Annotated in this window: 30 protein-coding genes; 13 read left to right on the plus strand and 17 right to left on the minus strand. The window is 60.8% G+C overall.

Features of this window, described 5'->3' with window-relative positions:
• Window positions 1-471 precede the first annotated feature (471 nt).
• Window positions 472-1728, plus strand: a complete 1257-nt coding sequence (icd, locus tag BFQ01_RS23305; RefSeq protein WP_027606337.1) for an NADP-dependent isocitrate dehydrogenase — start codon at window positions 472-474, stop codon at window positions 1726-1728.
• Between the two features lie 82 nt (window positions 1729-1810).
• On the opposite strand, the gene cspD is transcribed toward icd, so the two are convergent.
• Window positions 1811-2089 (minus strand): cold shock domain-containing protein CspD, encoded by a 279-nt coding sequence (cspD, locus tag BFQ01_RS23310; protein WP_043293603.1) that lies wholly within the window; start codon window positions 2087-2089, stop codon window positions 1811-1813.
• Between the two features lie 224 nt (window positions 2090-2313).
• Between cspD and clpS the strand changes: the two genes are divergently transcribed.
• Both clpS and clpA read left to right on the plus strand, forming a co-directional pair.
• Window positions 2314-2682, plus strand: a complete 369-nt coding sequence (clpS, locus tag BFQ01_RS23315) for an ATP-dependent Clp protease adapter ClpS (protein ID WP_010567912.1) — start codon at window positions 2314-2316, stop codon at window positions 2680-2682.
• A gap of 29 nt (window positions 2683-2711) precedes the next feature.
• Window positions 2712-4982, plus strand: a complete 2271-nt coding sequence (gene clpA, locus BFQ01_RS23320; RefSeq protein ID WP_027606339.1) for an ATP-dependent Clp protease ATP-binding subunit ClpA — start codon at window positions 2712-2714, stop codon at window positions 4980-4982.
• Between the two features lie 163 nt (window positions 4983-5145).
• Here clpA and infA read toward each other — a convergent pair whose 3' ends face one another.
• The 3 genes from infA to aat form a co-directional block, all read right to left on the minus strand.
• Window positions 5146-5364, minus strand: a complete 219-nt coding sequence (gene infA / locus BFQ01_RS23325) for a translation initiation factor IF-1 (protein ID WP_002553999.1) — start codon at window positions 5362-5364, stop codon at window positions 5146-5148.
• Between the two features lie 100 nt (window positions 5365-5464).
• Window positions 5465-6172 carry an arginyltransferase gene (locus tag BFQ01_RS23330; protein ID WP_027606340.1) on the minus strand — a complete coding sequence of 236 codons (708 nt, stop codon included), beginning with the start codon at window positions 6170-6172 and terminating at the stop codon, window positions 5465-5467.
• Between the two features lie 55 nt (window positions 6173-6227).
• Window positions 6228-6908, minus strand: a complete 681-nt coding sequence (gene aat, locus BFQ01_RS23335) for a leucyl/phenylalanyl-tRNA--protein transferase (protein WP_065927073.1) — start codon at window positions 6906-6908, stop codon at window positions 6228-6230.
• Between the two features lie 498 nt (window positions 6909-7406).
• On the opposite strand from aat, the gene BFQ01_RS23340 reads away from it, so the two are divergent.
• Genes BFQ01_RS23340 through cysG form a run of 6 tightly spaced genes read left to right on the plus strand, consistent with a single transcriptional unit; the run spans window position 7407 to window position 14909 of the window.
• A complete protein-coding gene (locus BFQ01_RS23340) occupies window positions 7407-9815 on the plus strand; it encodes a DNA translocase FtsK (protein ID WP_065927074.1) in 2409 nt (802 codons plus the stop codon).
• Window positions 9816-9869: 54 nt separating this feature from the next.
• Window positions 9870-10493 (plus strand): outer membrane lipoprotein chaperone LolA, encoded by a 624-nt coding sequence (gene lolA, locus BFQ01_RS23345; protein WP_016975527.1) that lies wholly within the window; start codon window positions 9870-9872, stop codon window positions 10491-10493.
• Window positions 10494-10520: 27 nt separating this feature from the next.
• Window positions 10521-11843 carry a replication-associated recombination protein A gene (locus BFQ01_RS23350; protein ID WP_027606344.1) on the plus strand — a complete coding sequence of 441 codons (1323 nt, stop codon included), beginning with the start codon at window positions 10521-10523 and terminating at the stop codon, window positions 11841-11843.
• The gene (gene crcB / locus BFQ01_RS23355; RefSeq protein WP_027606345.1) at window positions 11843-12217 is read left to right on the plus strand and encodes a fluoride efflux transporter CrcB; all 375 of its coding nucleotides are present in this window, start codon (window positions 11843-11845) and stop codon (window positions 12215-12217) included. Before BFQ01_RS23350 ends, crcB begins: the two co-directional genes overlap by 1 nt.
• 16 nt (window positions 12218-12233) lie before the next feature.
• Complete coding sequence (serS, locus tag BFQ01_RS23360) at window positions 12234-13514, plus strand: serine--tRNA ligase (protein WP_065927075.1); 1281 nt, start codon at window positions 12234-12236, stop codon at window positions 13512-13514.
• Window positions 13515-14909 carry a siroheme synthase CysG gene (gene cysG / locus BFQ01_RS23365; protein ID WP_065927076.1) on the plus strand — a complete coding sequence of 465 codons (1395 nt, stop codon included), beginning with the start codon at window positions 13515-13517 and terminating at the stop codon, window positions 14907-14909.
• 129 nt (window positions 14910-15038) lie between these two features.
• Here the strand turns inward: cysG and BFQ01_RS23370 are convergent, their stop codons facing one another.
• From BFQ01_RS23370 to tusD, 6 genes are all read right to left on the minus strand, one after another.
• On the minus strand, window positions 15039-16034 hold the full coding sequence (locus tag BFQ01_RS23370; RefSeq protein ID WP_065927077.1) for a glutathione S-transferase family protein: 996 nt from the start codon (window positions 16032-16034) through the stop codon (window positions 15039-15041).
• An 88-nt stretch (window positions 16035-16122) separates the two neighbouring features.
• Complete coding sequence (locus BFQ01_RS23375) at window positions 16123-17124, minus strand: glycosyl transferase family protein (RefSeq protein ID WP_065927078.1); 1002 nt, start codon at window positions 17122-17124, stop codon at window positions 16123-16125.
• A complete protein-coding gene (locus BFQ01_RS23380) occupies window positions 17121-17456 on the minus strand; it encodes a TusE/DsrC/DsvC family sulfur relay protein (RefSeq protein WP_065927079.1) in 336 nt (111 codons plus the stop codon). Before BFQ01_RS23380 ends, BFQ01_RS23375 begins: the two co-directional genes overlap by 4 nt.
• Complete coding sequence (tusB, locus tag BFQ01_RS23385; RefSeq protein WP_053128523.1) at window positions 17453-17731, minus strand: sulfurtransferase complex subunit TusB; 279 nt, start codon at window positions 17729-17731, stop codon at window positions 17453-17455. The genes BFQ01_RS23380 and tusB overlap by 4 nt, the downstream gene beginning before the upstream one ends.
• Window positions 17731-18081, minus strand: a complete 351-nt coding sequence (gene tusC / locus BFQ01_RS23390) for a sulfurtransferase complex subunit TusC (RefSeq protein ID WP_065927080.1) — start codon at window positions 18079-18081, stop codon at window positions 17731-17733. The genes tusB and tusC overlap by 1 nt, the downstream gene beginning before the upstream one ends.
• Before the next feature lies 1 nt (window position 18082).
• On the minus strand, window positions 18083-18475 hold the full coding sequence (gene tusD, locus BFQ01_RS23395; RefSeq protein ID WP_065927081.1) for a sulfurtransferase complex subunit TusD: 393 nt from the start codon (window positions 18473-18475) through the stop codon (window positions 18083-18085).
• Between the two features lie 157 nt (window positions 18476-18632).
• Here tusD and BFQ01_RS23400 point away from each other — a divergent pair, with 157 nt between their 5' ends.
• Entirely contained in the window at window positions 18633-19808 is a 1176-nt protein-coding gene (locus tag BFQ01_RS23400) for a CaiB/BaiF CoA transferase family protein (RefSeq protein ID WP_065927082.1), read from the plus strand.
• 95 nt (window positions 19809-19903) lie between these two features.
• Here BFQ01_RS23400 and BFQ01_RS23405 read toward each other — a convergent pair whose 3' ends face one another.
• Both BFQ01_RS23405 and BFQ01_RS23410 read right to left on the minus strand, forming a co-directional pair.
• Window positions 19904-20398, minus strand: a complete 495-nt coding sequence (locus tag BFQ01_RS23405; RefSeq protein ID WP_027606355.1) for a SprT family zinc-dependent metalloprotease — start codon at window positions 20396-20398, stop codon at window positions 19904-19906.
• Window positions 20399-20527: 129 nt separating this feature from the next.
• Entirely contained in the window at window positions 20528-21130 is a 603-nt protein-coding gene (locus tag BFQ01_RS23410) for a Yip1 family protein (protein WP_027606356.1), read from the minus strand.
• Window positions 21131-21394: 264 nt separating this feature from the next.
• Between BFQ01_RS23410 and ttcA the strand changes: the two genes are divergently transcribed.
• On the plus strand, window positions 21395-22219 hold the full coding sequence (gene ttcA, locus BFQ01_RS23415) for a tRNA 2-thiocytidine(32) synthetase TtcA (RefSeq protein WP_065927083.1): 825 nt from the start codon (window positions 21395-21397) through the stop codon (window positions 22217-22219).
• Window positions 22220-22299: 80 nt separating this feature from the next.
• Complete coding sequence (locus BFQ01_RS23420) at window positions 22300-22971, plus strand: DNA-3-methyladenine glycosylase I (protein ID WP_027606358.1); 672 nt, start codon at window positions 22300-22302, stop codon at window positions 22969-22971.
• Window positions 22972-22978: 7 nt separating this feature from the next.
• On the opposite strand, the gene BFQ01_RS23425 is transcribed toward BFQ01_RS23420, so the two are convergent.
• Genes BFQ01_RS23425 through arsC form a run of 3 tightly spaced genes read right to left on the minus strand, consistent with a single transcriptional unit; the run spans window position 22979 to window position 24334 of the window.
• On the minus strand, window positions 22979-23386 hold the full coding sequence (locus BFQ01_RS23425) for a DUF2069 domain-containing protein (RefSeq protein ID WP_065927084.1): 408 nt from the start codon (window positions 23384-23386) through the stop codon (window positions 22979-22981).
• Complete coding sequence (wrbA, locus tag BFQ01_RS23430) at window positions 23370-23984, minus strand: NAD(P)H:quinone oxidoreductase (RefSeq protein WP_027606360.1); 615 nt, start codon at window positions 23982-23984, stop codon at window positions 23370-23372. The genes BFQ01_RS23425 and wrbA overlap by 17 nt, the downstream gene beginning before the upstream one ends.
• On the minus strand, window positions 23981-24334 hold the full coding sequence (gene arsC / locus BFQ01_RS23435; protein ID WP_065927085.1) for an arsenate reductase (glutaredoxin): 354 nt from the start codon (window positions 24332-24334) through the stop codon (window positions 23981-23983). The genes wrbA and arsC overlap by 4 nt, the downstream gene beginning before the upstream one ends.
• Before the next feature lie 115 nt (window positions 24335-24449).
• On the opposite strand from arsC, the gene BFQ01_RS23440 reads away from it, so the two are divergent.
• Entirely contained in the window at window positions 24450-24911 is a 462-nt protein-coding gene (locus tag BFQ01_RS23440) for a TlpA disulfide reductase family protein (protein WP_032889653.1), read from the plus strand.
• A 230-nt stretch (window positions 24912-25141) separates the two neighbouring features.
• Here BFQ01_RS23440 and BFQ01_RS23445 read toward each other — a convergent pair whose 3' ends face one another.
• Complete coding sequence (locus tag BFQ01_RS23445; RefSeq protein WP_065927086.1) at window positions 25142-25546, minus strand: META domain-containing protein; 405 nt, start codon at window positions 25544-25546, stop codon at window positions 25142-25144.
• Window positions 25543-25983 (minus strand): hypothetical protein, encoded by a 441-nt coding sequence (locus tag BFQ01_RS23450; RefSeq protein ID WP_027607327.1) that lies wholly within the window; start codon window positions 25981-25983, stop codon window positions 25543-25545. Before BFQ01_RS23450 ends, BFQ01_RS23445 begins: the two co-directional genes overlap by 4 nt.
• Window positions 25984-26021 lie beyond the last annotated feature (38 nt).

The raw sequence follows: 26021 nt of genomic DNA on the forward strand, positions 1-26021 counted from the left end.
GCTGAAAGCGTGCGCAGAAACTCGAGATGCGCCGGGTGGAGCGCGTTCGTTCAAAGTCATCCATGAGCGAAAGGTCGAGGTTTCTTCGCGGTGATGTTGGGTTGCATCAGTCGAGCGTCAAGCGGGTGGACTATTGTATTAGTCCTGCTTTGTAGCGGAGGGCCCTGTTCCAGAGCGGTCTGCCATCGTGACTCTTTGGTCAGCGGCGGCATTATACATAGGTCGCTATGCTTACGCCGAGCCTTCATACAAAAGGTGTGTCGTCCATTGGTCTAAAGGTCGCAGGTACCGGGTTACGCCTAAAGTCGCACGAAGTGCTCAAGATTGGCGCTTTTCCCTTTGCTTTCAGGCTTGTAGGCGACAATTTATGCTGTTTTCGACGCAAATGAGCATGGCGCGAGGTTTCAGTCGCCATTTATCTGGAGTAGGCTCGAACGCAGCCAGATGTTCAATCCATAGATGGAGTTCAGCATGGGATACAAGAAGATTCAGGTTCCGGCAGTCGGCGACAAAATCACCGTCAATGCAGACCATTCTCTCAATGTTCCTGACCAACCGATCATCCCGTATATCGAAGGTGACGGTATTGGCGTCGACATCAGCCCGGTGATGATCAAGGTGGTCGACGCAGCTGTTGAAAAGGCCTACGGCGGCAAGCGCAAGATCTCGTGGATGGAGGTGTACGCCGGCGAGAAAGCGACCCAGGTCTACGACCAGGACACCTGGCTGCCCCAGGAAACCCTGGATGCGGTCAAGGATTACGTGGTGTCCATCAAGGGCCCGCTGACCACTCCGGTAGGGGGCGGCATTCGTTCGCTGAACGTGGCCCTGCGTCAGCAACTCGACCTCTACGTGTGCCTGCGCCCGGTGCGCTGGTTCGAAGGTGTGCCCAGCCCGGTCAAGAAACCAGGCGATGTGGACATGACCATCTTTCGCGAAAACTCCGAAGATATTTACGCCGGGATCGAGTGGAAGGCCGGCTCGCCGGAAGCGACAAAGGTCATCAAGTTCCTCAAGGAGGAAATGGGCGTCACCAAGATTCGTTTCGATCAGGATTGCGGCATTGGTATCAAGCCGGTATCGCTGGAAGGCACCAAGCGCCTGGCGCGCAAGGCCCTGCAATATGTAGTGGATAACGATCGCGACTCGCTGACTATCGTGCACAAAGGCAACATCATGAAGTTCACCGAAGGGGCCTTCAAGGAATGGGCCTACGAAGTGGCGGCTGAAGAATTCGGTGCGACCCTGCTGGATGGCGGCCCGTGGATGCAGTTCAAGAACCCGAAGACCGGCAAGAATGTAGTGGTCAAGGATGCTATCGCCGATGCCATGCTCCAGCAGATCCTGTTGCGTCCGGCCGAGTATGACGTGATCGCGACCCTCAACCTGAACGGCGACTACCTGTCCGACGCCCTGGCGGCAGAGGTGGGCGGTATCGGGATTGCGCCGGGTGCCAATCTGTCCGACACCGTCGCCATGTTCGAGGCGACCCACGGTACTGCGCCCAAGTATGCGGGCAAGGACCAGGTCAACCCGGGTTCATTGATCCTGTCGGCGGAAATGATGCTGCGTCATATGGGCTGGACCGAAGCGGCCGACTTGATCATCAAGGGCACCAACGGTGCTATCTCGGCCAAGACCGTGACTTATGACTTCGAACGCCTGATGGATGGCGCGAAGCTGGTGTCTTCGTCGGGCTTTGGGGATGCGTTGATTTCTCACATGTAAAAGCCTGGTACAAAAAAAACCGGCCAACCCAAGTCGATCGGGTGGCCGGTTTTTTATCGCATGTCACTCGCTTCGCGGGGTGTCAGGCCGTTTGTTTCTTTTCGTTATGAGCGGTTGATGGCGTGTTTTTTTCATGTGTTTCGGCTTTCACTGCACCGATATTCACGGCGTGCAGCCCTTTCGGTCCTTGAATGATTTCAAAGCTCACAGCTTGGCCCGCCTTCAGCGTTTTGTACCCATCCATGTTAATCGCTGAATAGTGCGCAAAAAGGTCCTCGGTTTTACCGTCTTCATTAACAAAGCCATATCCCTTGGCATTGTTGAACCACTTGACCTTGCCACTGATCTTGACGCCAGACATACCCATATCCCTCTGCACCAGACTCCATCACTGGAGTATCATCCAGTTTATCCGTCCTAACCCGAATAAATAAGGTTGACTGCGCGGACCTTTTTTACCCACTGTGGGTTCTATTGGTTGTAACACCGATTTGCCGATAGTCAAGGCGACTGAGCGGTCAGAGTTGAAATTCTGACAGGTCGCCCCCACCACTGTATTTGAACCACTGACGAACCTTTCTTTCCATGCATGCAATCAGCCAGATTCGACTAACATTCAATCAGGATCGACCGGATCACGAACACGATGACGACGGTTCTGCAGGCATTGCTGTTCAGGAGGCCAAGCCTGCTTTACAGGCGCCGCCGATGTACAAGGTGGTTTTGTTCAACGATGACTACACACCGATGGATTTCGTGGTCGAAGTGCTCGAGGTGTTTTTTAACCTGAACCGCGAGTTGGCGACCAAGGTAATGCTGGCCGTTCACACAGAAGGACGGGCAGTATGTGGAGTGTTTACCCGTGACATCGCCGAGACAAAGGCCATGCAGGTCAACCAGTACGCCAGGGAAAGCCAGCATCCGCTACTCTGTGAAATCGAGAAGGACGGTTAACGCCGACCACTTGGGTATGAGGTGAAGCTATGTTAAACCGCGAGCTCGAAGTCACCCTCAATCTTGCCTTCAAGGAGGCTCGTTCGAAGCGTCATGAATTCATGACCGTCGAACACCTGCTGCTGGCACTTTTGGATAACGAAGCTGCCGCCACGGTTCTACGTGCGTGCGGCGCCAATCTCGACAAGCTCAAGCATGACCTGCAGGAGTTTATCGACTCCACCACGCCACTGATCCCCGTGCATGACGAGGACCGTGAGACCCAGCCAACCCTGGGCTTCCAGCGGGTATTGCAGCGTGCTGTTTTCCACGTACAGAGCTCCGGTAAGCGTGAAGTCACAGGCGCCAATGTGCTTGTGGCGATCTTCAGCGAACAGGAAAGCCAGGCAGTGTTCCTGCTCAAGCAGCAGAGCGTTGCCCGTATCGATGTCGTCAACTACATCGCCCACGGTATCTCCAAGGTGCCTGGGCACGGCGATCATTCCGAGGGTGAGCAGGATATGCAGGACGACGAGGGCGGTGAGTCTTCTTCTTCAAGCAACCCGCTGGATGCCTATGCCAGCAACCTCAATGAGCTGGCGCGCCAGGGGCGGATCGATCCGTTGGTGGGGCGTGAGCTTGAGGTGGAGCGCGTAGCGCAGATCCTGGCGCGCCGTCGCAAGAACAACCCGTTGCTGGTGGGTGAGGCGGGCGTGGGCAAGACCGCGATTGCCGAAGGCCTGGCCAAGCGCATCGTCGACAACCAGGTGCCGGACCTGCTGGCCAATAGTGTCGTCTACTCCCTTGACCTGGGCGCGTTGCTCGCCGGGACCAAGTACCGTGGCGATTTCGAGAAGCGCTTCAAGGCCCTGCTCGGCGAGCTGAAAAAACGCCCGCAGGCGATCCTGTTCATCGACGAGATCCACACCATCATTGGTGCCGGTGCGGCATCCGGTGGGGTGATGGACGCTTCCAACCTGCTCAAGCCGTTGTTGTCGTCGGGTGATATCCGCTGCATCGGCTCGACCACCTTCCAGGAATTCCGCGGCATCTTCGAGAAAGACCGTGCCCTGGCGCGTCGCTTCCAGAAAGTCGACGTGTCCGAGCCGTCGGTCGAAGACACCATCGGCATCCTGCGCGGGCTCAAGGGGCGGTTTGAAGCGCACCACGGCATCGAGTACACCGATGAGGCGCTGCGTGCGGCCGCCGAGTTGGCGTCGCGCTACATCAATGACCGGCACATGCCGGACAAGGCCATCGATGTGATCGACGAGGCAGGGGCCTACCAGCGCCTGCAGCCGGTCGAGAAGCGTGTGAAGCGCATCGACGTGCCTCAGGTCGAGGACATTGTCGCGAAGATCGCGCGGATTCCGCCAAAACACGTCAACAGTTCCGACAAGGAGCTGCTGCGTAACCTGGAGCGCGACCTCAAGCTCACCGTGTTCGGCCAGGACGCAGCGATCGACGCGCTGTCCACCGCGATCAAGCTGTCGCGTGCGGGCCTCAAGTCGCCGGACAAGCCTGTCGGTTCGTTCCTGTTCGCCGGTCCTACCGGTGTCGGCAAGACCGAGGCGGCGCGGCAATTGGCCAAGGCCATGGGGATCGAGCTGGTGCGCTTCGACATGTCCGAATACATGGAGCGTCACACCGTGTCGCGCCTGATCGGTGCGCCTCCGGGCTATGTCGGTTTCGACCAGGGCGGCCTGTTGACCGAGGCGATTACCAAGCAGCCCCATTGCGTACTGCTGCTCGATGAAATCGAGAAGGCCCACCCGGAAGTCTTCAACCTGCTGCTGCAGGTAATGGACCACGGGACCCTGACCGACAATAACGGGCGCAAGGCGGACTTCCGCAATGTCATCCTGATCATGACCACCAACGCCGGTGCCGAGACGGCCGCGCGGGCTTCGATCGGCTTTACCCACCAGGATCACTCGTCCGATGCGATGGAAGTGATCAAGAAGAGCTTCACGCCGGAGTTCCGCAACCGCCTGGATACCATTATCCAGTTTGGTCGCCTCAGCCATGAGGTCATCAAGAGTGTGGTGGACAAGTTCCTTACCGAGCTTCAGGCGCAGTTGGAAGACAAGCGCGTGCAACTGGATGTCACGGAAGCGGCACGCAGCTGGATCGCCGAAGGTGGCTACGACGCGGCAATGGGCGCTCGCCCGATGGCGCGCCTGATCCAGGACAAGATCAAGCGGCCGCTGGCCGAAGAGATCCTGTTTGGCGAGCTTTCCGACCATGGTGGCGTGGTGCATATCGACCTGAAGGATGGCGAGCTGACCTTCGAGTTCGAAACCACGGCTGAAATGGCCTGATCGTTCTGCAATAACGCAAAAGGCGCCGAAAGGCGCCTTTTTGCTGTCTTGAAATGCAATTCTCAGAATGGGGCTTGCCCCCTCCCACAGGATCCCTTGGTGTTGGAGAAATCCCATGCACACAAAAACGCCCGGCATAACCGGGCGTTTTGTATTGACTTGCTTAGCGAGCGCGGTAAGTGATGCGCCCTTTGCTCAAGTCATAGGGCGTCAGCTCGACGCGCACTTTGTCACCGGTAAGAATACGAATGTAGTTCTTGCGCATCTTGCCGGAGATATGCGCGGTTACGACGTGCCCATTTTCCAACTCCACACGAAACATGGTGTTGGGCAGGGTGTCGACGACAGTGCCTTCCATTTCGAAGCTGTCTTCTTTCGACATGCAGTAAAGCCCTCGGTATCCAGTGAATGGCCCGGTGCAACTGCGCCAGGCAAAAGCGGCGTGCATTGTGCCCGAAAAAGGGTGTTTAAGCCAAGGGGTTCTAGTTAAGCGTGACCCATCTTTGATTAATCAGCAGTTCTATGGGGCGATATTGGGTCTTGTAGTTCATTTTTTTGCAGTTCTTGATCCAGTATCCGAGGTACACCGCCTCCAGTTCCAGGCGCAGTGCTTCACCGATTTGCCAGAGGATTGCAAAGCGCCCAAGGCTGCGACGCTCTTCGGCTGGCTCGTAGAAGGTGTAGACCGCTGATAGGCCGTTAGGCAGCAAATCGGTCACGGCGACGGCCACCAGACGGCCGTCCGCGCGAAATTCGTAAAAGCGCGAGAACGGCAGGTCACGCACCAGGAAGGTGGAAAACTGGTCGCGGCTGGGTGGGAACATATCGCCGTCGGCGTGGCGCTGCTCGATATAGCGCTGGTACAGGTCGAAATACTCTTCGGTGAATCGTGGCTTGGCAGCTGCCACCGTCAGGTCGGCATTGCGCTTGAGGATGCGCTTCTGATTGCGGTCCGGCAGAAACTGCGCCACGGGGATGCGTGCCGGCACGCAGGCATTGCAGTTCTGGCAGTGGGGCCGGTACAGATGATCGCCGCTGCGTCGAAAACCCATTTCCGAGAGATCGGCATACACGTGCACATCCATTGGCTGGCTGGGGTCGAGGAACAGCGTGGTGGCCTGCTCGTCGGGCAGATAGCTGCAAGAGTGGGGTTGAGTGGCATAAAACTTCAAGCGCGCCAACTCGGTCATGATCAACCCTCGGATAAGCTTTGAAATAAGTGTAAGCCAGGTGTGCGGATGTCGCCTAAGAAACCCATGGCCCGGAATTGCGTTGGTCCAGGTGGTCTTGTAGGAAATCGGCAAATTCACTGCGAGGAATGGCGCGAGCACCCAGGCTATGCAGGTGATCATTGGGCATCTGGCAGTCGATCAGTACAAAGCCCCAGGCCTGCAATTGCCGGGTCAATGTAGCAAAGCCGAATTTCGAGGCATTGTCGGCACGGCTGAACATGGATTCGCCAAAAAACAGCTGGCCCATCGCCAGGCCATACAGTCCGCCCACCAGCACGCCTTCGTCCCATACCTCAACCGAATGTGCATAGCCGCGCTGATGCAGTTCCAGATAGGCGCGCTGGATACCTTCGGTGATCCAGGTGCCATCGGCATACGCACGCGGCGCGGCGCACGCCTGGATGACGGCGGCAAAGTCCTGGTCGAAGGTCACGGTATAGCGCTGCTGGCGCAATAGTTTGCCCAGGCTGCGGGAGACATGCAGCTCGTCGGGGAATATCACGGTGCGCGGGTCCGGCGACCACCAGAGGATCGGCTGGCCCTCCGAGAACCAGGGAAAGCAACCGTGGCGGTAGGCTTGCACCAGTCGCTCGGCCGACAGGTCGCCACCGGCGGCGAGCAGGCCATTGGGTTCACGCATGGCCTTGGCCAGCGGGGGAAATGTCAGTGAGTCGCGTTGTAACCAGGTCAGCATGGCATCCAGGCTTGCGGAAGGGGAGGGGAGTGGCAGGCGGATCGCCTGCCCCAAGGGGTGTGATTATTGTCGACGCAGCGCTGTGGGGCCAGCCCGAATCGGCTGTTGGCGTGCATAAGCGTGAGCGGGTGTTTCTGCAACTCTCTGCGTGAGGCGTGGTCGTAATCGGGTCTGGCCCATGCAGGCCATTTGCCAAGCTTGCCTGGATTGGTAAAAACAGCTCATAAGCCTTTGTCAGCAAAGACAATGCATGCTCAAATTGAACATGTTGTGACACACAATTGGCTATGCTGCCTGAAGAAAGCCAAGTGGCGTGGCAACCGCAACACAAACCCGTACAATGCGGCCATTGTGGCGTTATCGCCATTTCATCCAGCAATCGCCCAGTGTTAAAAGTAGATTCCACGACGTTCGTTCATTTTTCAGCTGCTCGGATTGGGCAGTATTTGCAGTTATTCAACAGATGGACGCGCTAACAGGCGCAGGAAAAGACCCGTTTTGAAGAAATCCGCCGCAACACCTAAAGCAGCCGTCGTGCCGGCCTGGCGCCAGCACCTGCACTATCGACTCAAGGAAGGCGCGCTGATCGCTATCGGCGCGCTGTGCCTGTTCCTGATGATGGCCTTGCTCACCTATGGCAAGGACGATCCGGGCTGGAGCCACAACAGCAAGATCGAAGACGTGCAGAACTTCGGTGGGCCTGCCGGTTCCTACAGCGCCGATATCCTGTTCATGGTGCTGGGTTACTTCGCCTATATCTTCCCGCTGTTACTGGCGATCAAGACCTGGCAGATCTTCCGCCAGCGTCATGAGCCGTGGCAGTGGAGCGGCTGGCTGTTTTCGTGGCGCCTGATCGGCCTGGTATTCCTGGTACTGTCCGGTGCCGCCCTGGCGCATATTCATTTCCACGCACCCACCGGCCTGCCGGCGGGCGCGGGTGGGGCGCTGGGCGAGAGCCTCGGCGACCTGGCGCGCAAGACCCTGAATATCCAGGGCAGCACCCTGATGTTTATCGCGCTGTTCCTGTTTGGCCTCACCGTGTTCACCGACCTGTCGTGGTTCAAGGTGATGGACGTGACGGGCAAGATCACCCTCGACCTGCTGGAGCTGTTCCAGGGCGCTGCCAACCGCTGGTGGGCCGCCCGGGTCGAACGCAAGCGCATGGTGGCCCAGTTGCGCGAGGTGGATACCCGCGTCAACGAAGTGGTGGCCCCAAGCACACCGGACCGCCGTGAGCAGGCCAAGGTCAAGGAACGCCTGATCGAACGCGAGCAGGCCCTGAGCAAGCACATGTCGGACCGCGAGAAGCAGGTGCCGCCGGTGATCGCCCCGGCGCCGCCCAAGCCGGCCGAGCCAAGCCACCGCGTGCAGAAAGAGAAACAGGCGCCGTTGTTTGTCGACAGCGCCGTGGAAGGCACCTTGCCGCCGATCTCGATCCTCGACCCGGCCGAAAAGAAACAGCTCAACTATTCCCCTGAGTCCCTGGCGGCCGTCGGCCATCTGCTGGAAATCAAACTCAAGGAATTCGGCGTCGAGGTGTCGGTGGACTCGATCCATCCCGGCCCGGTGATTACCCGTTACGAAATCCAGCCGGCTGCCGGCGTCAAGGTCAGCCGCATTTCCAACCTGGCCAAGGACCTGGCGCGCTCCCTGGCCGTGACCAGCGTGCGCGTGGTGGAAGTGATCCCGGGCAAGACGACCGTGGGTATCGAGATTCCCAACGAAGATCGCCAGATCGTGCGCTTCTCCGAAGTGCTGTCGACGCCCGAATACGACAACTTCAAGTCGCCGGTCACCCTGGCCCTGGGCCACGACATCGGCGGCAAGCCGGTGATCACCGACCTCGCCAAAATGCCTCACCTGCTGGTGGCCGGTACCACCGGTTCGGGTAAATCGGTGGGCGTGAACGCGATGATCCTGTCGATCCTGTTCAAGTCCGGCCCGGAAGACGCCAAGCTGATCATGATCGACCCGAAGATGCTCGAACTGTCGATCTATGAAGGCATTCCGCACCTGCTCTGCCCGGTGGTCACTGACATGAAGGACGCCGCCAACGCCCTGCGCTGGAGCGTTGCCGAGATGGAGCGCCGCTACAAGCTGATGGCGAAGATGGGCGTGCGTAACCTGTCGGGCTTCAACGCCAAGGTCAAGGAAGCCCAGGACGCCGGCACGCCGCTGACCGACCCGCTGTACAAGCGCGAAAGTATCCACGACGAAGCACCGCTGTTGAGCAAGCTGCCGACCATCGTGGTGGTGGTCGACGAGTTTGCCGACATGATGATGATCGTCGGCAAGAAGGTCGAAGAGCTGATCGCGCGTATCGCCCAGAAGGCGCGGGCGGCCGGTATTCACTTGATCCTCGCCACCCAGCGTCCGTCGGTGGACGTGATCACCGGCCTGATCAAGGCCAACATCCCGACCCGCATGGCGTTCCAAGTGTCGAGCAAGATCGACTCACGGACCATCATCGACCAGGGCGGTGCCGAGCAACTGCTGGGCCACGGTGACATGCTCTACATGCCGCCGGGTACCAGCCTGCCGATCCGGGTCCACGGCGCCTTCGTCTCCGACGATGAAGTGCACCGCGTGGTGGAGGCCTGGAAGCTGCGTGGCGCGCCCGAATACAACGACGACATCCTCGCCGGTGTCGAAGAGGCCGGCAGCGGCTTCGACGGTGGTAGCAGCGGTGGCGACGATGATGCCGAAACCGACGCGCTGTATGACGAAGCCGTGGCGTTCGTGCTGGAAAGCCGCCGCGCCTCGATTTCTGCGGTGCAGCGCAAGCTGAAGATCGGCTATAACCGCGCTGCGCGCATGATCGAAGCCATGGAAAACGCTGGCGTCGTCACTGCAATGAACACCAACGGCTCGCGCGAAGTCATCGCCCCCGGGCAGATGCGCGACTGATTCCGTGCCGCGTGGCAGCACGCGGCGCGCCCTTACGACTCAATGAGGACTCCCATGCGTCTTATCCGCATGCTGTTGTTGCCGGCACTGGCCCTGACCGCTGTTTCGGCCCACGCTGACCCGGCCTCCGTCGCCAGCCTGAAAAACCTGTTGGACAAATCCCAGACCCTGACTGCGCGCTTCTCCCAGCTCACCCTGGATGCCGGTGGCACCCAGTTGCAGGAAACCGCCGGCGAGATGGCCGTGCAGCGCCCAGGGTTGTTCTACTGGCACACCGAAGGCAAGGCCGAGCAGACCATCGTCTCGGACGGCCAGAAAGTCACCCTGTGGGACCCGGACCTGGAGCAGGCGACCATCAAGAAGCTCGACCCGCGCCTGAACCAGACGCCGGCGCTGCTGCTGTCGGGCGATGTGTCGAAAATCAACGACAGCTTCGACATCACCTCCAAGCAAACCAGCAACGTGATCGAGTTCACCCTCAAGCCGAAATCCAAGGACACGTTGTTTGACACGCTGTCCCTGTCGTTCGGCAACGGCGTGATCAATAACATGCGCCTGGTCGACAGCGTCGGCCAGCGCACCGATATCCTGTTCTCCGGGGTCAAGGCCAACCAGCCGGTACCGGCGTCCAAGTTCAAGTTCGACATCCCCAAGGGTGCCGACGTGATCCAGGAATAAACTGCCCAGAGGTTTCAAACGCTGCCCATGGATCTGTTTCGAAGTGACCCGATTGCCCAGCCTTTGGCCGCGCGCCTGCGCTCGACCAACCTGGATGAGTACGTCGGTCAGGAACACCTGCTCGCTCGCGGCAAGCCTTTGCGCGAAGCCCTGGAGCAGGGTGCGCTGCACTCGATGATTTTCTGGGGGCCGCCGGGCGTGGGTAAGACCACCCTGGCGCGGCTGCTGGCAAAAGTCTCGGATGCACACTTCGAAACGGTCTCGGCCGTGCTGGCCGGGGTCAAGGAGATCCGCCAGGCCGTCGAGGTGGCCAAGCAGCAGGCCGGACAGTACGGCAAGCGCACCATCCTGTTTGTCGACGAAGTGCATCGCTTCAACAAGTCGCAGCAGGATGCGTTTTTGCCCTATGTCGAGGATGGCACGCTGATTTTTATCGGTGCCACCACCGAAAACCCTTCGTTTGAATTGAACAATGCGTTGCTCTCGCGGGCGCGGGTCTATGTGCTCAAGAGCCTCGATGAAGCCGCGATGCAAAAGCTGTTGCACCGCGCCCTGAGCGAAGACAAGGGCTTGGGCAAGCGCCAACTGAGCCTCAGCGATGAAGGCTTCAAGATTCTGCTAAGCGCCGCCGATGGTGATGGCCGGCGCTTTCTCAACCTGCTGGAGAACGCCTCCGACCTGGCCGAAGACGGCAGCGAGATTGGCGTTGACCTGCTGCAAAGCCTGCTCGGCGATACGCGTCGGCGTTTCGACAAGGGCGGCGAAGCCTTCTACGACCAGATTTCGGCGCTGCACAAATCCGTGCGCGGCTCCAACCCGGACGGCGCGCTGTATTGGTTTGCGCGCATGATCGACGGCGGCTGCGACCCGCTGTACCTGGCGCGCCGCGTGGTGCGCATGGCCAGTGAAGACATCGGCAACGCCGACCCGCGCGCCCTGAGCCTGTGCCTGGCGGCCTGGGAAGTGCAGGAGCGCCTCGGCAGCCCGGAAGGTGAGCTGGCGGTGGCCCAGGCCATCACGTACCTGGCCTGCGCGCCGAAAAGCAACGCGGTGTACATGGGCTTCAAGTCCGCCCTGCGTGCGGCCGCCGAACACGGCTCCCTCGAAGTGCCGCTGCATCTGCGCAATGCGCCGACCAAGTTGATGAAACAACTGGGCTACGGTGATGAATACCGCTATGCCCATGATGAGCCGGACGCCTATGCCGCCGGCGAAGACTATTTCCCCGACGAGCTTGAGCCGCAGCCGTTCTACCAGCCGGTGCCCCGCGGCCTGGAGCTGAAGATCGGTGAAAAGCTCAATCACCTCGCCCAACTCGACCGCCTCAGCCCCAAACAGCGGAGAAAGTAGTGTTCAAGACGATTCTTGCCGTGTCCGCAGCCGGCATCGCTGGTACATTATTGCGTTTCGCCACTGGTACTTGGGTGAGCGCCAATTGGCCGAAGCATTTTTATGCGGCGACCCTGGCGGTCAACCTGGTGGGTTGCCTGATCATCGGGTTGTTGTACGGCTGGTTCCTGTTGCGCCCGGAAGTACCGATTGAAATTCGCGCCGGCTTGATTGTCGGCTTTGTAGGCGGTCTGACGACCTTTTCATCCTTTTCACTGGATACGCTGCGCCTGCTGGAAAGCGGGCAGGCCCTGGTCGCCTTCGGGTACCTCGGCATCAGCGTGTTCGGCGGGCTGCTCGCCACCTGGGCCGGCCTGTCCTTGACCAAACTTTGATAAACGAGAGACCGACATGCTCGATTCCAAACTGTTACGTAGCAACCTTCAGGACGTAGCGGACCGCCTGGCTTCCCGTGGCTTTGCCTTGGATGTTGCGCGCATCGAAGCGCTGGAAGAACAGCGCAAGACCGTCCAGACCCGCACCGAAGCACTGCAGGCTGAGCGGAATGCGCGTTCCAAATCCATCGGTCAGGCCAAGCAACGTGGCGAAGACATCGCGCCGTTGATGGCGGACGTCGAGCGCATGGGCACCGAGCTGTCCGACGGCAAGGTCGAGCTGGAAGGCATTCAGTCCGAGCTGGATTCGATCCTGCTGGGCATCCCCAACCTGCCGCACGAGTCCGTGCCGATTGGCGAAGACGAAGACGGCAACGTCGAAGTGCGTCGCTGGGGCACGCCAACGGCCTTTGATTTCGAGATCAAGGACCACGTCGCCCTGGGCGAATTGACTGGCGGCCTGGATTTCGAAACCGCCGCCAAAATGTCCGGTGCGCGCTTTGCCTTGCTCCGCGGCCCGATTGCACGCATGCACCGTGCCCTGGCGCAGTTCATGATCAACCTGCACACCGGCGAGCACGGTTACGAAGAGGCTTACACCCCGTACCTGGTGCAGGCGCCGGCGCTGATGGGCACCAGCCAGTTGCCGAAGTTCGAGGAAGACCTGTTCAAGATCAGCCGTGATGGCGAAGCTGATCTGTACCTGATCCCGACCGCCGAAGTGTCGCTGACCAATATCGTTGCGGGCGAGATCCTCGATGCCAAGCAACTGCCGCTCAAGTTCGTCGCCCACAGCCCGTGCTTCCGCAGTGAAGCCGGGGCGTCGGGCCGCGACACCCGCGGCATGATCCGCCAGCACCAGTTCGACAAGGTCGAGATGGTGCAAGTGGTCGAGCCGTCGACCTCCATGGACGCCCTGGAAGGCTTGACCGCCAACGCCGAACGCGTCCTGCAGCTGCTGGAACTGCCGTACCGCGTGCTGGCGCTGTGCACCGGCGACATGGGCTTCAGCGCCGTGAAGACCTACGACCTCGAAGTGTGGGTACCCAGCCAGGACAAATACCGCGAGATTTCGTCGTGCTCCAACTGCGGTGATTTCCAGGCCCGGCGCATGCAGGCGCGTTTCCGTAACCCGGAAACCGGCAAGCCGGAGCTGGTGCACACCCTCAACGGTTCGGGCCTGGCTGTAGGTCGCACCCTGGTGGCGGTGCTGGAAAACTACCAGCAGGCTGACGGTTCGATCCGCGTACCTGAAGTGCTCAAGCCTTACATGGCGGGCGTCGAGGTCATCCGCTAAATGGAATTCCTGCCGCTGTTTCATAACCTGCGCGGCAGTCGTGTGCTGGTCGTCGGTGGGGGGGAGATTGCCTTGCGCAAATCCCGCCTGCTGGCTGACGCCGGCGCCGTGCTGCGGGTGGTTGCTCCCCAGATCGAAGACCAGTTGCGCGAGTTGGTGCAGGGCAGTGGCGGGGAATTGATTCTGCGCGGTTATCAGGAGGCCGACCTGGAAGGCTGCACCCTGATCATCGCGGCGACCGACGACGAGCCACTGAACGCGCAAGTGTCCAGTGACGCCAAGCGTCGTTGCGTTCCGGTCAATGTGGTGGACGCGCCGGCCTTGTGCAGCGTGATTTTCCCGGCGATTGTCGACCGTTCGCCCTTGGTGATCGCGGTGTCCAGCGGCGGCGATGCGCCGGTGCTGGCGCGCTTGATCCGCGCCAAGCTGGAAACCTGGATTCCGTCCACCTACGGCCAGTTGGCCGGGCTGGCGGCGCGCTTTCGTGCCCAGGTCAAAGGTTTGTACCCGGATGTGCAGCAGCGTCGGGCGTTCTGGGAAGAAGTGTTCCAAGGGCCGATTGCCGACCGTCAGTTGGCCGGGCAGGGCGATGAGGCTGAGCGTCTGTTGATCGAAAAGGTCAACGGCGCACCGCCTTATGCGCCGGGTGAGGTGTACCTGGTCGGTGCCGGCCCAGGCGACCCGGACCTGCTGACCTTCCGTGCCCTGCGCCTGATGCAGCAAGCCGACGTGGTGCTGTACGACCGTTTGGTTGCACCGACGATTCTGGAGCTGTGCCGTCGTGATGCCGAGCGCATCTACGTCGGCAAGCGCCGCGCCGACCACGCCGTGCCGCAGGACCAGATCAACCAGCAACTGGTGGACCTGGCCAGGCAAGGCAAGCGCGTGCTGCGCCTCAAGGGGGGCGATCCGTTCATCTTTGGTCGTGGCGGTGAAGAAATCGAGGAACTGGCGGCCCATGGCATCCCGTTCCAGGTGGTGCCGGGGATCACCGCAGCCAGTGGTTGCGCGGCGTACGCCGGGATTCCGCTGACCCATCGCGACTACGCACAGTCGGTACGCTTTATCACCGGGCACTTGAAGAATGGGACGTCGGACCTGCCTTGGAGTGACCTGGTAGGGCCGTCGCAGACCCTGGTGTTCTACATGGGCTTGATTGGCTTGCCGATCATCTGTGAGCAACTGATCAAGCATGGGCGTGCCGCGGATACCCCGGCGGCGTTGATCCAGCAGGGCACCACGTCCAACCAGCGCGTGTTTACCGGCACCCTGGCGGACTTGCCGCGTATGGTGGCGGAGCATGAAGTGCATGCGCCGACGCTGGTGATCGTCGGTGAGGTGGTGGTGCTGCGCGAGAAGCTGAAGTGGTTTGAAGGCGCCCAGTCACAAGTCTGAGCACCTGCGCACACATCGACTGTAGGATCGAGCTTGCTCGCGAAAATCGTCAACGATAACGCGCCCATCCTGAATGCACGCGGTGTTTTTGAGTTATTCGCGAGCAAGCTCGCTCCTACGGGTTTTGTATCAGCTCCAAATGCCTTTGCTGGTTAGCCGCGCTCGATCATGCCCGGCATCAAACGCCTGCAACGGCCCCTTCGGCACGATCGCCGTCGGGTTGATGGTGCGGTGGCTCCCATAGTAATGCCCCTTGATGTGTGTGAAATCCACCGTCTCGGCCACGCCCGGCCACTGATACATCTCCCTCAGCCAATTCGACAGGTTCGAATAATCGGCAATCCGCCGCAGATTGCATTTGAAGTGGCTGTAATACACCGCATCAAAACGAATCAGCGTGGTGAACAAGCGCACATCCGCCTCGGTCAGGTACTCGCCGGCCAGGTAGCGATGGTCGCCCAGGTGCTGCTCCAGGTGATCCAGTTCGGCAAACACATCATCAAACGCGCTTTCATACGCTTTTTGTGAGGTGGCAAAGCCTGCGCGGTACACGCCATTGTTCACGGCCGGGTAGATCCGCTCGTTGAGCCCATCGATGGTCGCGCGCAGCGGCTCAGGGTAGAAGTCCAGGGTGTTGCCGGTCAGGCCGTTGAACGCGCTGTTGAACATGCGGATGATCTCTGCCGATTCATTGCTGACGATGCGGTTGAGCTGCTTGTCCCACAGCACCGGCACGGTGACGCGGCCGGTGTAGTCGGCGGTGTCGGCGGTATAGCGCTGGTGCATGAATTCGAAACCATCGAGCTTATCGCCGGTGGAGCCGTGGGCCTTGTCGAAGGTCCAGCCGTTTTCCAGCATCAGCCAGCTGACCACGGACACGTCGATCACGCTTTCCAGGCCCTTGAGCTTGCGCAGGATCAGGGTGCGGTGGGCCCAGGGGCAGGCCAGGGACACATAAAGGTGATAACGACCGGCCTCGGCCTTGAAGCCGCCTTCGCCGCTGGGCCCCGGCTGGCCATCGGCGGTCACCCAGTGGCGGCGCTGGGCCTGTTCGCGCTGGAAAGCGCCATCTGCGCTACTTTCGTACCACTGGTCTTTCCAGTGTCCTTCGATCAGCAAACCCATGACTGGCTCCTTGGCTAATAAGCGTTGGAGCCCAGTCTAAAGGGATGAGTTCGAACTAAAAGCGCAAAGACCGGGCGTGAATGATCGATTAAATCGATTTGTCCCGTGCATCCCAGTATTGCCGGGCTAATTCGAACGCCTGTTCCCGTGGGTGGCCGAGGCCGCGCAAGGCCAGGGCCATGGTGGCGATCAGCGCCAGTTGCGGGTAGCTGTCTTCTACGTCGCCGCGCCACACGGCCTTCAAGTGATCAGGCTCCAGGGTTGCCGGCTTGACGTGGCGCTGGTCGGAGAGGGCAGGCCATTCTTCATCCCAGCTTTCGCCACCGGTGGTGCCATAGAGGTGGCTGATCGTGTCGGGGTTGATCTCGACTTCGCCGCCGTCGCCCTTGACCACGATCACATGATCGCCAAGCAGGCCGCTGGCATCGCGGTGCACGCCCTGGTAACCGGGGTGGAAAATGCTTTGCAGGCCGCAGCGCGCATTCAGCGGGTTGAGCAGGCGCGCCAGGGAGTGGATCGGCGAGCGCAGGCCGAGGGTGTTGCGCAGGTCGATCATGCGTTGCAGTTGCGGCGCCCAATCGCCCAGCGGGATAAACGCCAGGTTGCCTTGTTCAAACGCGGTCCCGACCTGCTGCCAATTACGGCACAGCGGGATGTGCAGGGTTTGCAGCAATTGTTCGGTGTACAGCCGGCCCGCCGTGTGTGCGCCGCCGCCGTGCATGAGGATGCGCACGCCATGTTGCGCCAGGCACTTGGCCGCCAGCAGGAACCACGGCAGGTGGCGCTTCTTGCCGGCGTAGGTCGGCCAGTCGACATCCACATTCAGTGCCGGGGCGTTCAAGCGTTCACGCACGGCTTCGGTAAAGCCGGCGAGTTCTTCCGGGCTTTCTTCCTTGTGGCGCAGCAGCATCAGGAAGGCGCCGAGCTGGGTGTCTTCGACTTTTTCGTCGAGCAGCATGCCCATGGCTTCGCGGGCCTCTTCGCGGGTGAGGTTGCGCGCGCCGCGCTTGCCTTTGCCCAGGATGCGCACGAACTGCGCAAACGGATGCTCGGCAGGGGTTTCAAGGGTCAGCGGGGCGAAGTCGGTCATAAGCAATTCGTCGGTCTGGGCAGGCCCGCCAGCTTGGCGGCGAGTTTGGCGGGAGTGCCGTTGAACAGTGTGTTGAGGTGCAGGCTGTTGCCCTTTTGCGGGCCGAGCTTCAAGGCCGTGTACTTGATCAGCGGCCGCGTGGCAGGGGACAGCTGGAATTCGGCGTAGAACTGGCGCAGCAGTTCGAGGATCTGCCAATGATCCGGGGTCAGCACCAGGGCCTCGGCGGCGGCCAGGGCATCGGCCACCTCAGGGGACCATTCGTTCAGGTCGACGAGGTAACCGTCCTTGTCCAGCTCGAGGGTGCGCGCGCCTACGGTCAGGGTGTTCATAGCCAGGTGTTGACCTTGCTGTAGTCGAGCGACAGCTGCACGAAACCCGGGTAGTCCACGCTGTCAGCCCAGTCCGGCAGCGGCAGATTGCGCGCCTGCATGTCTTCGGCCAGCACAAAAACCTTTATGCCCTTGGTGTGCAGGGCCGCGTTATGCAGCCCATAGGCGCCATCGCCGCAGAGCAGGATCGCGTCTTCGGCGCCACAGATACGCAGGCAACTGTCGAGGCGGCTGTCGGTAAACGGGGAGTGGGAAACCACATGTAGAGTCGACATCAGAGGGTCATCACCTGGTCGTAACGGTCAATCATCTTGGCGATCGCTTCGCTGTCCAGCGACTGGGCATTGGCCGGCTGCGTCAGCCCGCGCTCACCCAGGCTATGGCTGCAGGCGAACACGTCATCGATGCCGAACAGGCCCAACGCCTGCAAGTTAGCGCTGAGGTCCTTTTGCTGCACGGCCTTGGCATCCTGGTGCGGCGCCAGTTGGAACACGCCGTCATCCATGAACAGCACGCCGATCGGCAGATCGAATGCGCCTCCGGCCAGCACGATATCCAGCGCTTCGCGCGCGCTCGGCCCGGACCAGGGCGCCTGGCGGCTGATCACCAATAAGGATTTGGACATGTCACGGCCCTCCAAAACAGATCAGGCGGTCGGCAGCCTGGGCGGCGTCGTGCAATTGCCCCAGGCCCGACAATGCCCAGGGCGCATCCAGGTTGGCCGCGCTGCGTTGATAGCGCGTGGCTTCCTCGGCATTAAGCACGCCACGACGCAAGGCGGCAGCGATGCACACCACGCCGTCGAGTTGATGCACATTGACCAACTCGCGCCATTGGCGGGCGATGTCCTGCTCATCCTGGGGTGCAACGATGTTATTGGAGGCGCCGTAGACGCCGTCCTGATAGAAAAACAGCCGCACAATCTCATGCCCGCCGGCCAACGCCGCCTGTGCAAACAGCAGGGCGCGGCGCGAGGAGGGCGCATGGGCGGCGGAAAACACTGCAATCGCAAACTTCATGGAACACTCTGCAAGCAAACGTGGGGCAATGATAAAGCCGCCGCCACGAAAAAGCCCGCCATGATCAAAACGGTCACCCTCGATGATCGTTCTGACGATTGCCGGTAGGCGCCAGGCTGCCTAGTCTGTGGGAATCCGAAACCCAAATGGAGTCTCCATGTCAGGTCCCTTGGCGTCCCTCAAAGTGCTGGATTTTTCCACCTTACTGCCCGGCCCGTTTGCTTCCTTGATGCTGGCGGACATGGGCGCCGAGGTGCTGCGCATCGAGTCCCCTACGCGCATGGACCTGCTGCGGGTGCTGCCGCCCCATGACCGGGGGACTTCCGCCAGCCATGCCTATCTCAACCGCAACAAACGCAGTCTGGCGCTGGATTTGAAGCAGGCCCAGGCGCTGGAGATCGTGCGCGAACTGGTCAAGGACTACGACATTGTCCTCGAACAATTCCGCCCCGGCGTGATGGAACGCCTGGGTCTGGGGTACGAGGCGCTGAAGGCGATCAACCCGCGGCTGATTTATGTGTCGATCACCGGGTATGGCCAGACCGGGCCCTATAAGGACCGCGCCGGGCATGACATCAACTACCTGGCGCTGGCCGGGGTCGCCAGTTACACCGGGCGCCGGGACAGCGGGCCACTGCCCTTGGGCGTGCAGTTGGCGGACGTGGGCGGCGGTTCGCTGCATGCAGTGGTGGGGCTGCTGGCGGCCGTTATCGCCCGGCAGCAGAGCGGGGTCGGCCAATACCTGGATGTCAGCATGACCGATTGCTCGTTCAGCCTGAACGCCATGGTCGGCGCGGGTTACCTGGCGTGTGGTGTGGAGCCTGAGCGGGAGGGCCATGTGCTTAATGGCGGCAGTTTCTATGACTATTACCGCTCGCGGGATGGGCGTTGGATGGCCGTCGGCAGCCTGGAACCGGCTTTCATGCAGCAGTTGTGTGAAGCGTTGGGCCGCCCGGAGTTGGCCGCGCAGGGCTTGAAGCCTGAACAGCAGCCGGCGCTTAAGCAGGCCTTGCAGGTGGAGTTCGAGAAGCGCAGTTTCGAGCAATTGTGCGAGCTGTTTACCGGGGTGGATGCCTGCGTGGAGCCGGTGCTGACGCTCAGCGAAGCCGTGGCCCATCCGCAGTTGAAGGCGCGGGCGCTGGTCAGCCAGGTGCCCAGGGGTGATGGCTCTAGCCAGGCGCAGATAGCCTGCCCGTTGAAGTTTTCGGAAGGGTTGCCAGCGCCCCGGCACATTGGCGTCGCCGTGGGTGCGCACAGTGATGAAGTGTTGGCGGAGCTGGGCTTGAGCCCCCAGCGCATCAGCGAGCTGCGCAGCTCCAAGGTGATTATGTAGTGGCTGGGCGGACGCTATCGGGAGCAAGCCCCCTCCCACATTAGGCCTGTGAATACGATCAAAATGTGGGAGGGGGCTTGCTCCCGATGAGGCCTTTATTCCACTCTGGTTTCGCCGGTAAACACCAATGTCTGCCGACAGCGCCGACACAGGTACCGCCGCCCCTGAGCCACCATGCCATGGCGTTGCGACGAAAACGGAAAGTCACTGTCGGCACACGGGCAACGATAAATATAGCGGGTTACCTGGCGACGCTTCACGGCATAGGTGTGGCAGCGGTCCGGCGGCAGTTCATAGACCCCACGCATGATCAGTTGCCATTCCTCGCCATGGGGCTGGATGCGTTCGCCGAACAATTGGTGGGCAATCAGGTGCGCCACCTCATGGGCCACGGTCTGTTTCAGGAAGTGTTGGCTGTTTTCTCGGTACAACTGTGGGTTGAAGCGCAGCAGGTTCTCGTGCAAATGCGCGACACCGGCCTTCTGGCCCCGCAGCTTGAGGCTGACCTGGGGGCGTTTGAAGCTTCGTTTGAAAAAGGATTCGGCTTGCAGGAAACAATCTTCGACGCGGGTATTGAGTTGCTCGGGCATGCTGTACATATCTCCAGAGGCGTCCAGTATGCCGCAAAGCGGGGTGTTTCCGAATCTGTCAGGCGCCGAATGGTCATGCATAACGCACAAGGCCACCTTGCGGTGGCCTTTCCTTCACGATTGAACGGGTCAGTTAGTGTAGATCGGCCCCACGCCCAGCCCCCAGACAATCACGGTAAACGCCATGATCGCCACCAGCACCACCAGCCCTACGGCCAGTATCGAGCTGGAAAACAGGAAACCTTCATCCGGATCGATGCTCATGAAGGTCGGTACGCCGACATACAGCAGGTACACCGTGTAGCAGATCGCCGCAGTGCCCACCACCATGCCCAGCCACATATGCGGGTAGAGCGCCGCCAGCCCGCCGATAAACAGAGGTGTCGCGGTATAGGTGGCAAACGCCACGCACCGCGCCATGCTGGGGTTGGCGTCGTAGGTGCGGGCCATCCAGTGGATGAACGCGCCCATCACTGCCACGCCGCCGAGCATGGCCGCGTAGGACATGAGAGTCATCCACAGCGCACTTTCCTGGGTCAGCATGACCGGGGAGCGGTTGCCGATGACCCAGCCGACCTGGGTGGTGCCGATAAAAGCCGATACGGCGGGGATCGCCGCGAGAATCAGGGTGTGAGTGAGGTACATGTGGCCGATGCTTTCTTCTTTATCGCCACGAATTTCCCGCCATTCCTGGTCGGGATGGGTAAACAGCCCCACGACGTGATGGATCATGCCAGTCACTCCTGTCGTTATTACCATCGCCCCCCATCGGAGCGCCCACGGGCCAGATGGCCACAAAGGTCTGGATATATGTGTGCGACCTCAAGTCGCAGTATAGGAAGGGATGACCGGAATAACCGTAGGGCCTTTAGAGCAAATTGCGCTGTAAACAGGGGGCCTAATCGCGGCGGGGTCTTTTACTGTTAGCCCTTTAGCTGTTTTTTTTGCGTAAAATACCCGGCTTTTCGTCACACACCTCCAGCGGATCCAAGCGCCATGGGCACTCTTACGGTCAACCAGAACAAACTGCAAAAACGCCTGCGCCGCCTGGCCGGTGAGGCAGTCGCCGATTTCAACATGATCGAGGACGGCGACAAGGTCATGGTCTGCCTCTCCGGCGGCAAAGACAGCTACACCATGCTCGACGTGCTGCTGCACCTGCAAAAGGTCGCGCCGATCAAGTTCGACATCGTTGCGGTCAATATGGACCAGAAACAACCGGGCTTCCCCGAGCACGTGCTGCCGGCCTACCTCAAGGCGCTGGGCGTCGAGTACCACATCGTCGAAAAAGACACCTATTCGGTGGTCAAGGAACTGATCCCTGAAGGCAAGACCACCTGCTCGCTATGCTCGCGCCTGCGCCGTGGCACGCTCTACACCTTTGCCGATGAGATCGGTGCGACCAAGATGGCCCTGGGTCACCACCGCGACGATATCGTCGAGACCTTCTTCCTCAATATGTTCTTCAACGGCTCGCTCAAGGCCATGCCGCCCAAGCTGCGTGCCGATGACGGGCGCAACGTGGTGATCCGCCCGCTGGCGTATTGCAACGAGAAGGACATCCAGGCCTACTCCGACCTCAAGCAATTCCCGATCATCCCGTGCAACCTGTGCGGCTCCCAGGAAAACCTGCAGCGCCAGGTGGTCAAGGACATGCTGGTGGACTGGGAACGCAAGACGCCAGGGCGTACCGAAAGTATCTTCCGCAGCCTGCAGAACGTGCAGCCATCGCAATTGGCCGACCGCAACCTGTTCGACTTCACCAGCCTGAAAATCGATGAGAGCGCCGCGTCGCGCTTCGTCAATGTTGTGAACCTCTGAGCCCATTCAACGCTCTGACACACGGCGCTTGCGGGCGCCGTTTTCAATTCCATTGCCAGCATTCAACAGCAGGAGAGGGCATGCGCGATTACAAGTGGCTGCACGAATATTGTCTGAACCGCTTCGGTTCAGCGGCCGAGCTGGACGCCCACCTGCCGGTGCCCAAGACTCCGGCGCAGTTGCGCAAGATCAGTGATGATCGCTACCTGTCGACCTTGGCGCTGCGCGTGTTTCGCGCCGGCTTGAAACACAGCGTGGTGGATGCCAAGTGGCCGGCGTTCGAGCAAGTGTTCTTTGGCTTCGACCCGGAAAAAGTCGTGCTGATGGGCGCTGAGCATCTGGAGCGGCTGATGCAGGACACGCGCATCATCCGTCACCTGGGCAAGCTCAAGAGTGTGCCGCGCAATGCGCAGATGATCCTGGACATCGAGCAGGAAAAAGGCAGCTTCGGCGCATTTATCGCCGACTGGCCGGTGACCGATATCGTTGGGTTATGGAAATACCTGAGCAAGCACGGTCATCAGTTGGGCGGGCTGTCGGCCCCGCGCTTTTTGCGGATGGTGGGCAAGGATACCTTTGTGCCGAGCGATGACGTGGTCGCGGCATTGAATGCGCAGAAGATTGTCGACAAGGCACCCACCAGCCTGCGCGACCTGGCCACGGTGCAGGCTGCGTTCAACCAGTGGCATGCCGAGAGTGGGCGGCCGATGTGCCAGCTGTCGATGATGCTGGCCTATACGGTGAATCACTGACCGGGTTCTAGGGTGTGGCCAACCGGCGGTTCAACTGGTGCCGCCAGCGCACATACAGCAGCGCCGTGCAAAACACCGCCAGGCTGGCCAGCATCTCCAGCACCCCGAACCATTGCCGGTTCGGGTCATACGCCGCCAGCGCGCCCTTGATGAAATACAGGTTCACCGCAAAGCACATCCACGAATACCCGCGCGCGCTGCCGATGATCATCCCCGGCGCCAGCACCAGCAGCGGCACCAGTTCGATCAGCAGGATCACCCACGGGCGTGCGCCGTGCAGGTCGGCGACGAACAGGTAGTACCCGCACAACAAACCCACCAGGGCGAAAAACGCCAGCAGGCTTAACGCGCGTGCCGCCTTGACCCGTGGCTCCAGCCACGCTTGCGGCGGTAGAACCTTAGGCTTCCTGGCCACGGCCGTTCTCCAGCAGCGTGGCGGTCTTGGCCAGGCGCAGGCCCAGGGCCCGGCACAGGGTGATTTCATGCGGGTCGAGCAGGCGCTTGCCATCCGGCCCGGCATGGTGGCTGGCGCCATACGGCGTGCCGCCGCCCTGGGTGTCGAGCAGCGCCTGTTCGCTGTAGGGCAGGCCAGTGATCAGCATGCCGTGGTGCAGCAGCGGCAGCAGCATCGACATCAGCGTGGTTTCCTGGCCGCCATGCAGGCTGGCGGTGGAGGTGAACACCCCGGCCGGCTTGCCGACCAACGCACCGGTGAGCCACAGGTTGCTGGTGCCGTCGAGGAAGTACTTGAGCGGCGCGGCCATGTTGCCGAAGCGCGTCGGGCTGCCCAGGGCCAGGCCCGAGCAGTTTTTCAAGTCATCGAGGCTGGCGTACAGCGCGCCTTCGTCCGGGATGCTCGGCGCCACGGCTTCGCATTCGGTGGAGATCGCCGGTACGGTGCGCAGCCGCGCTTCCATCCCGCCTTGCTCGATGCCACGGGCAATCTGCCGAGCCATTTCGCTCACCGAGCCATTGCGGCTGTAATACAACACCAGTACATACGGCGCAGTCACGGCAGGATCTCCAGCACGTTCTCTGGCGGACGGCCAATGATGGCTTTATTGGCGGTTTCCAGGATCGGGCGTTCCATCAGCTTGGGGTGTTCGGCGATCGCGGCGATCAACTGCGCTTCGCTGAGGCTGGCGTCGGCCAGGTTGAGGGCCTTGTATTCGTCTTCGCCGGTGCGCAGCAGTTGGCGGGCGCTGATGCCCAGCTTGGCCAGCAGTGCCTTCAATTGCGCGGCATTCAGCGGGTTTTCCAGGTAACGCACCACGGTGGGGGCGAGGCCTCGGGCTTCCAGCAGTTCGAGCGCACCGCGGGATTTCGAGCAGCGCGGGTTGTGATAAAGCGTCAGATCGGTCATGTGCGGGTCGCATCTTGCGTAAGGTGGCGGGTATTCTACCTGCGCGGCGTCCTGTCCTTAAACCGTAAGAGGCGATAGGTCGCAGCCAACGTTCATTTTTGCGAAGGAATACCCCATGACAAGGCGACTGATCGGTGCATTGGCGATCATTACAACCCTGCTGCTCAGCGGCTGCGGCAATGACTACGGCGTTGACCAGTACGGCCAGAAGGTCGCGGCCGAGCGCCTGGACAAACAGTGGCTGGTGGTCAACTACTGGGCGGAATGGTGTGGCCCATGCCGTACGGAAATCCCCGAACTCAACGCCCTGGCGGAACAGTTGAAGGGGCAGGGCGTGGGGGTGTTCGGGGTTAACTTCGACAATGTGCAGGGTGCAGAGCTGAAAGAGGCCAGCGACAAACTGGGGATCAAGTTCACCGTGCTGGCACAGAACCCGGACGGGATCTTCGAGATTCCGCGCAGCGAAGCGTTGCCGGTGACCTATATCATTGATGACAAGGGCAAGGTGCGCGAGCAGTTGATGGGTGAGCAGACGGCGGAAGGGGTGTTGGCCAAGCTCAAGGCCTTGCGCGGCTAGAGTATTGCCCCCGATCAAATGTGGGAGGGGCGGTGCGACGATTCGACTTGCCCCGATAGCGGTGTGTCAGCCGACACACCTGCCAACCATGCCGCCGCCATCGAAGCCTCGCTAAAGCTCGACATCTCCCACAGGGGCCCAGCGGTGCCCACGAGATCTACAGCCGAGCAACTTCCCACCTGCCAACCCATCTCATTATTTAAATCTCACCAACCTGTAGGTCGGTGGAATCAGCCCTCTTCGAGCCATAGGCGAATCGGCTTGCCTTCGGTCGGCCAGAAGCGGGTCTGCTCGATCGGCGAGATGTCCCAGCGCTGTACGCCTTGCAGGGCCTGGAAGAAGCGCTGTTCCTGCTCCATCAGGGCCTCGGCGCAGAGCTTGCGGGTGCTGCCGAGCTTGCCGAAGCTGAGTTTGTCGCCCTCAAGGGTGTACGGCGCGAACCAGTGGTTGCAACCGCCGTTGCCGTAGGCACGCCCATCGGCGCCGAGGGTGACGGTCAGGTGTGCGTAATCCATCAACGGCCGCTCACCAATCCACTCCACCACGTAGCTGTGATCCTGCTTGAGCTTGGCCGCGTCACCGGCGCAGCCACTCAGGGCCGCACCGACGGCGGCGAGCAGAAGCAGGCCTTTCATTGCCCGGCCTTCTGGCATTTCGGGCAACGATGTTTGTCGCCTTCGCTGGCCCAACCCAACTCGGCAATGCGTGCATTGGCGGCCGGTTGCAGCGGCTCCTTGGTCAGCTTGGTTTCCACCGCGAATTCAAACTCCAGCACGGTGTCGCAGCTGTCGCAGTTGACCTTCCAGGTGTGAATCTCCAGCTCGCCGAACTTCGGCCCGCGGGCCATGGCGACCCACTGGCCGGCAGGGCGGATGGAGTAGCGCGCGTCACCTTCGACGGTAAGGCGCATGGACAAGGTTTTACTGCCGCGCAGGGTGACGATCAGCACGTCGTCATGCTTGATCGAGCCACCGTTGCCGGTGACCTGGTAACGGCCCGGCACCAGGGCACGGCATTCGATCAGGGTGTGTTGCGGGCTCAGCAAGCTGAAGCGGAAATCGTGTTCGGCCATGGATCCTCCAAATAGGCGCGGCATCCTATCACGGGTGC

Source organism: Pseudomonas sp. 8 R 14 (assembly GCF_900005955.1).
Classification (GTDB): Bacteria; Pseudomonadota; Gammaproteobacteria; order Pseudomonadales; family Pseudomonadaceae; genus Aquipseudomonas; species Aquipseudomonas marginalis.